Here is a 6,440-nt window from a genome sequence, read left to right as displayed (position 1 = left end):
CTGGTCCCGATGGGCGTAGTCCGCAAAGGCTTCGGGCGCGACGCCGAGTTGCTGCGCCACATAGGCGAGTACAGGAGCGGGCGGGACTTCGCCCGCTTCCAGCGCACGGCCAGGCCATCTCATATATAGCATGAGCATCGCATAGCCGAGCCGGGTGGCATCGCCGCGACGGCGGCCGACAACGTCCATGTCGTCGCTGGTCAGCGTATAGTGCCGCGCAATCTCACGCTCATCGAGCGGCGCGCTATAATGCCCCGCCCAGATTTCCGGGCTCACCAGTCGCCGTCTCGCCAAGCATGATCTCCTTCCTCACCCTTGTCCGTCAGACGGTCCTCTGGCGGCCAACAGGAATATGTCCGTTAACTCTGGACCTGCAACGGCGATTCGGACAAGATTGCATAATGACGGGAAAACGGACAGGATCGGACAGTCTGTGGCGCTGATCGGCTATGCGCGAGTCTCGACCGCAGACCAAAAGCTCTCGCTTCAGCTCGACGCGCTGAACAATGCCGGGTGCGACCGTATATTCAACGATCACGCATCAGGGGCGAAGGCCGATCGGCCTGGTTTGACCGAAGCGCTCGCCTATCTGCGCAGCGGTGACACGCTGGTGGTCTGGAAACTCGATCGTCTTGGCCGCTCCATGAGCCATCTGATCGAGAAAGTCGGCGAGCTGGCGGCGCGCGGCATCGGGTTCCGCTCGCTCACCGAAAACATCGACACCACCACTTCCGGCGGGATGCTGGTGTTCAACATCTTCGGCTCGCTTGCCCAATTCGAGCGCGATCTGATCCGGGAACGCACCCATGCCGGCCTCAAGGCTGCTCGCGAGCGAGGCCGTCCCGGCGGGCGTCGGCCAGTGGTCACACCCGACAAGCTCCGCAAGGCACGCGATCATATCGCTTCCGGCCTCACCGTTCGCGAAGCCGCCGCGCGCCTCAAGATCGGCAAAACCGCCCTCTACAAAGCCCTCGAAGCCACGGAGAAGGACGCAAAGCCCAAGCGTTCCCGATCCGTTCACCCTTAGCGTGCAGATACGTCACTTTCGTGTAGTCACCCCGGCCTGGCCGCCGCCCGCGCGCGGGGCCGTAAGGGCGGCCGCAAGTTTGCCCTTTCCAAAGCTCAGGTGCGCCTCGCCCAGGCCGCCATGGCCCAGCGCGACACGTCCGTCTCCGATCTATGCAAGGAACTCGGGATCGAGCGCGTCACTCTCTACCGCTATGTCGGTCCCAAGGGTGAACTCAGAGATTACGGAAAGCGCGTCCTCGGCTTAGACCCCATGACTGCCAGAGCCTCGGAGGCTCGAATCTGAGATGCTGATGATGGATTTGTCAGCAGCGGAGACGAGTCATGACGGAGACGGTGAAATACGTTGGTCTGGACGTTCATAAGGAAACCATTGCGGTCGCGGTTGCCGATGGGGAACGCGGAGGCGAGGTGCGTTTCGTCGGCACGGTCGCCAACGAGGACGATGCGATCAGGAAGCTGGTCAAGCGGCTGACTGGACCGGGCGTGACGTTGAACGTCTGCTACGAAGCTGGTCCCTGCGGGTATGGCTTGCATCGGCTGCTGACGAAGCTGGGACAGAATTGCATCGTCATCGCCCCCTCGATGATGCCGCGGCGCCCGGGTGACCATGTAAAGACGGACCGGCGTGACGCGATGACCCTGGCGCGGCTGCTACGCGCTGGCGAACTCACCGCAATCTGGATACCGGACGAAGCGCACGAGGCGGTACGCGATCTCATCCGCGCGCGACGCAGCGCGCAAGATGATGCCATCGGAGCCAAGCAGACAGTGCGCAGCTTCCTGTTGCGTCATGATCGTCGTTTCGGCGGCAAGGCGGCCTGGACGAAAATGTACTGGCGGTGGTTGTCCGAGCAGCGGTTCGATTTTCCCCACCAACAGCTGGCATTCGAGGAAATGCAGAAGCGGGTGCTGGAGGCGCAGGCACGGGTTGGGCGCTTAGAAGCGGCGCTGACTGAAGCGGTGGACGCATGGTGTTTTGCGCCGCTGGTCCGCAATCTACAGGTCCTGCGCGGTATCAGGCTGGTCAGCGCTGCGACGCTGGTCGCTGAAGTAGGCGATCTCACCCGCTTCGACAATCCCAAGCAACTGATGGCGTATGTCGGCTTGGTGCCGTCCGAGCACTCCAGCGGCGCTCGGACCAAACGGGGCCGGATCACCCGCGCGGGCAACGCGCAGGCACGAACCATGCTGATTGAGGCGGGCTGGTCGTATCGACTGCCCGCTCGCGAGGAACGACGCTACCGTGAGCGGGTCATCGACTTGTCCGAGGACATCCAGGCGATCGGGTGGAAAGCGCAGGTTCGCCTGTGCCAGCGCTACCGTCGCCTGGCGGCCACGGGCAAGCCTCAGCCCAAGGTGACCACCGCGATCGCGCGTGAACTGGTCGGCTATGCCTGGGACATCGCCCGTCGGGTGTCGCCGGCGATAGCCGGCTGATCCGCGCACGACATTAACGAGAGGAGGCGCCAGCGCACCAACTGCATAGCCTTGGCCGGCGTGCCGCGGGCACCCGACTGTGATGGGCAATCCACGATGTACGGTGGGGCAGGTTCGTCCGACGCCCGAACTTAGACGGAGGATAGGCCCAGCGACGGATACGGGTAGTGCGGTAACCAACCCGCGGATGAGAGCATGATCAATCGTCGTCGATCAGGCGTCCGCGGCACACCCGCCAAGGTCAATGCGACCGCTGGTCTTGCGACCAGCGAAGGAGTAAACTCGGTCAGCGTCTCGGATGGCAGTCATGAGAGCGTAGGATTTCGCCCCCTCCCGCAAACGACCCCACTGAGACCGCCGACCTGACGCCTCGTGAGCGTGAGGTGCTGGGGCTTATCTGCGAGGGCCTGGACGACAAGGTGATCGCGAAGCATTTGTCGCTTTCGGGAAACACGGTGCGAAACCACGTTGCCGGCATCTACGGAAAGATCGGTGTCAATCGGCGCGCCGCAGCCATTGCTTGGGCTCGGGAACGTGGCTTTGCCTAAAACAAATGCAACCGTGCGGCCGCAATCCAGTAATGGTCTTCAACAGCAATAGCCGGAGACCATGAGTCACTCACGAGGGGATCGGCAAAGCAAAGAAGGACAGCTATCATGCCAGATACCCCATATAATGATGCATTGGATGTTCTCGCCACGGCTCTGAAGGCAGGGCCTGCCGCTCTTGCGCACCAGAGCGGGCCGGCGGCCCGCACGAACTTCGTGGATCGGCTCACGACAATCGCGCACCGGCTTGATCTGGGCGGCCATGGCGGTGTGCAGGAGGTCTACGAGGCCGCCTCAATCATCGGTCGATTACAAAAGGGGCCGAAACGGCCAAAAGGTGAGGGTTGGTCGATCGAAGATCATCAGGCCATTGCCGATCTTGAGAAGGTGCAGATGAAGCTCGTCAAGCTCGCTAACGGTGTTCAGGAGTAATGGCGATGAGTTCGTCTCTCTTGTGCCTGTCCATTCGGCCAATGAAGGCCGGTGCCTTACCGCCGTGATGGGGCTGGCGGGCGCTGAGGAGTCAGTGTCCTAGCGGGAGGAGCGGCCCGATGCGGCGATCATGCCGCCTCAGTCCGGTAGAGCTGCGCCTCACGGTTGATAAGGATATCGGCCAGGAACCAGTAGGCTTCGCCCCAGGCGTTCAGAATCTCATCGGTTGCCGCCTCGCCCAATATGTCGCGGATCGCCGGCAGCAGCGCGTTGGCGACCGCAGGATAATGTTCGGGCTTGATATGGGTCTCGACATGGCGCGCGGCGATGCGCTCGATCGCGGGTTTCAGCACGTCGAGCTTGTCCACATTCTGCGCAAAGGCGAGGATCGCCGCCGCGAGCCGCTTGGGCTGCGCGCCGGATTCGTGCGCGGCCATGTCAAACAGCGCCTTGATCTCCGGATCGACGAACAGGCGCTGATACATGCGCGTGGTAATCTCCACGCCGTGCTGCTGGAGCGCAGGCGCCGTAGCTTTTACCAAAGCCATTGTTTCGGGGGAAAGCGGTTTGGACATACAGACGTGCTCCGGATTTCAGGATCCTGACAAAAGAGACGATCAAAGTAGCGAGAGGGACCCGATCGAGCAAGGAGCGTGGGCCGGAGAGACAGGCATGCGCGATGAACCCAAGGCTTAGCGTCGGGGTATCCCATATCCGCATTCGATCATAGCTCGACCGCAGCCAGAGGAGCGAGCAAGGTCCACACGACGCCCGAGGCGGGAAACTCCATCTCGGCACGGCCGCGCAAGCTGCGGCTCACGGCCGTGCATATCAGCCGCGACCCAAAGCCCCGCCGCTCGGGCCTGACGACTGGCGGGCCACCCCGTTCGGCCCATTGCATCCAAAGCTCGGCTTCGGTGCCCGAATCCAGCACCTTCCATGTCAGCTCGATCGTGCCCGCCTCATTGGACAGGGCCCCATATTTGATCGCGTTCGTCGCCAGCTCGTGAAAGGCGAGGGTCAACGTCATCGCCGCCCTGGGACCGATCATGACCGTGGGGCCGTCGAGGCGAAGCCGCTCCGCGTAGAGGGTGAAGTGGCCCAGCGCATTTTCCGCCAGCGCGGGCAGGAGGGGCGCCTGCCAGTTGTGGGATAGAAGCTGCTCGGTCGCGTTGCCCAGCGCCGCCAATCGCTCGTCAATGGAAGATCGGGCGTCTTCGATCGAATCGGCCGCCTGCAAGCTCTGGCTGACAAGGGAACGAACGACAGTGAAAATGTTCCTGAACCGATGCTCAAGCTCACGAATCCGGGTTTCAGTATCGACCATAACTCTACGTGCCCCCTACTCGGCTACTTAGAGCAATTGAAGCGCCCCGGGTTTCCCGGAGGCATTTTCAATTGAGTCATGCAACCATATCGAGGGTCTCTCTGGCTGCATAGTATGACCTGCCCCCCGAAAGATCCCTCATTCTGATGTAGAGTCTGCCAACTGCAAGGAGCAGACGCATGAGGAAGAGCCGTTTCACCGAGGCGCAGATTATCGGGATGATCAAGGAGCAGGAGGCCGGGCTGCCGACTGTGGAGGTTTGCCGCAAACATGGGCTGAGCACGGCCACGTTCTACAAGCTGAAGGCCAAATACGGCGGATTGGAGGTATCCGACGCCCGCCGCCTGCGCCAGCTTGAGGACGAGAACGGCAAGTTGAAGCGCCTGCTGGCCGACAGCATGCTCGACAACGCGATCCTGAAGGACTTGCTGGGAAAAGTCTGACGACACCGGGCCAGCGGCGGGACGCAGTGCGGCGGGTGTTGCGGGACTATGATATCTCGCAACGCCGGGCCTGCGTGCTGATTGGTGTCGATCCCAAGACGGTTCGGCGCGAACGCCCGCCTGACCATAGCGCCATCCGTGCCGCCATGAAGGAGGTTGCGGGCAAGCGCCGCCGGTTTGGCTACCGGCGGATCGGCATCATGCTCGAACGCAAGGGGATGATCATGAACCACAAGAAGCTCTACCGGCTCTATCGGGAGGAAGGCTTGTCAGTGGGGCGGCGGCGTGGCCGCAAACGGGCGCGGGGCAGCCGCACGCCGATGCCCGTGCCGCTGGCACCGGGGGCACGCTGGTCGATGGACTTTGTGTCCGACACCTTCGGCGCATCACGCAAGTTCAGGATTTTGGCCATCAATGATGACTGCTTCCGCGAGAACCTGTGCCTGATCGCGGATACCAGCATCTCTGGTGCCCGGGTGGCGCGTGAACTCGACACGCTGGTGCGGCTCTATGGCAAACCGGCCTGCATTGTCAGCGACAATGGCACCGAATTCACCAGTCGGGCCATCCTCGAATGGGCCGGCAAGAATGGGATCGAGTGGCATTACATCGACCCGGGCAAGCCTCAGCAGAACGGGTTCATCGAGAGCTTCAACGGCTCGCTGCGCGATGAATTCCTCAACGAGGAACTGTTCGACAGCCTGGCCGATGCCCGCCGGAAGCTGGCCATCTGGCGCTACGATTACAACCACGTCCGGCCACACTCATCTTTGGGAAATCGAACGCCTGCACAAGCGCGTCGAGCGTTCGAGCAGGACGAAGCCATCACGCACGACGCGCTTGTGCAGGCGCAGGGGGCATCGTATTTAACTGCTGGACTCTCGTTATGATCGAGGGACTGACGGGGGGCAGGTCAAGTAGTTTGCCTCGGCCTCGGCGGGCGGGATGTAGCCGATGGGGCCGAAAAGGCGCTGGTTGTTGAACCAATCCACCCAGCGCAGGGTTGCCATTTCGACTGCCGATGCGCTTGGCCATGACCTCTGACGCCAGATCACCTCGGTTTTGTAGAGGCCATTGATGGTCTCGGCCAAGGCATTGATGCTCCTATGTTGGTCAAGAGCCTTTCGCGGCTGCTGGGAGCGGCTTTTCAGTGCAGAGGTGTTGGTAGATTTCGCGAGCGATGTAGCGCTTGAGGCACCGCCGGATTTCGCGAGGTGACGGTCG

At 62.0% G+C, this 6,440-nt stretch carries 8 protein-coding genes and 2 pseudogenes; 6 read left to right on the top strand and 4 right to left on the bottom strand.

The window, feature by feature from the left end; genetic code table 11:
* A partial coding sequence (locus SBI20_RS17580) for a DUF4158 domain-containing protein (RefSeq protein ID WP_317976315.1) occupies positions 1-294 on the bottom strand: 294 nt, incomplete at its 3' end.
* Positions 295-433: 139 nt separating this feature from the next.
* Here SBI20_RS17580 and SBI20_RS17575 point away from each other — a divergent pair.
* The 5 genes and pseudogenes from SBI20_RS17575 to SBI20_RS17560 all read left to right on the top strand — a co-directional run bounded on the left by SBI20_RS17575 (position 434) and on the right by SBI20_RS17560 (position 3,446).
* Positions 434-1,027, top strand: a complete 594-nt coding sequence (locus SBI20_RS17575) for a recombinase family protein (RefSeq protein ID WP_067407130.1) — start codon at positions 434-436, stop codon at positions 1,025-1,027.
* A gap of 33 nt (positions 1,028-1,060) precedes the next feature.
* Positions 1,061-1,312, top strand: a pseudogene (locus SBI20_RS17620) (recombinase family protein); the annotation flags it as partial.
* Positions 1,313-1,350: 38 nt separating this feature from the next.
* Entirely contained in the window at positions 1,351-2,466 is a 1,116-nt protein-coding gene (locus tag SBI20_RS17570; RefSeq protein WP_004206949.1) for an IS110 family RNA-guided transposase, read from the top strand.
* Between the two features lie 320 nt (positions 2,467-2,786).
* Positions 2,787-3,014, top strand: coding sequence for a LuxR C-terminal-related transcriptional regulator (locus SBI20_RS17565; RefSeq protein ID WP_411911572.1), 228 nt, complete (start codon positions 2,787-2,789; stop codon positions 3,012-3,014).
* A 108-nt stretch (positions 3,015-3,122) separates the two neighbouring features.
* Positions 3,123-3,446: a hypothetical protein gene (locus SBI20_RS17560; RefSeq protein ID WP_125946574.1), complete on the top strand. Its 324-nt coding sequence runs from the start codon at positions 3,123-3,125 to the stop codon at positions 3,444-3,446.
* A gap of 128 nt (positions 3,447-3,574) precedes the next feature.
* Here SBI20_RS17560 and SBI20_RS17555 read toward each other — a convergent pair whose 3' ends face one another.
* Together SBI20_RS17555 and SBI20_RS17550 are read right to left on the bottom strand one after the other, a co-directional pair.
* The gene (locus tag SBI20_RS17555; RefSeq protein ID WP_239436246.1) at positions 3,575-4,021 is read right to left on the bottom strand and encodes a globin domain-containing protein; all 447 of its coding nucleotides are present in this window, start codon (positions 4,019-4,021) and stop codon (positions 3,575-3,577) included.
* 149 nt (positions 4,022-4,170) lie between these two features.
* Positions 4,171-4,773: a sensor histidine kinase gene (locus SBI20_RS17550; protein ID WP_314472175.1), complete on the bottom strand. Its 603-nt coding sequence runs from the start codon at positions 4,771-4,773 to the stop codon at positions 4,171-4,173.
* A gap of 179 nt (positions 4,774-4,952) precedes the next feature.
* Here SBI20_RS17550 and SBI20_RS17545 point away from each other — a divergent pair.
* Positions 4,953-6,106, top strand: a protein-coding gene (locus tag SBI20_RS17545; RefSeq protein WP_411911489.1) for an IS3 family transposase whose coding sequence is annotated in 2 segments (ribosomal slippage) — positions 4,953-5,211 and positions 5,211-6,106 — 1,155 coding nt in all. Because the reading frame shifts where the segments join, the coding sequence is not laid out codon by codon here.
* Here SBI20_RS17545 and SBI20_RS17540 read toward each other — a convergent pair.
* Positions 6,101-6,313: pseudogene (locus SBI20_RS17540) on the bottom strand (integrase core domain-containing protein); the annotation flags it as partial. The gene SBI20_RS17545 and the pseudogene SBI20_RS17540 overlap by 6 nt on opposite strands.
* Positions 6,314-6,440: the final 127 nt, after the last annotated feature.

Origin of the sequence: Novosphingobium sp. IK01 (assembly GCF_033242265.1) — a bacterium.
Classification (GTDB): Bacteria; Pseudomonadota; Alphaproteobacteria; order Sphingomonadales; family Sphingomonadaceae; genus Novosphingobium; species Novosphingobium pituita.
The sequence above is the reverse complement of the archived record's forward strand: the minus strand, read 5'-3'. Positions and strand labels throughout refer to the sequence as shown.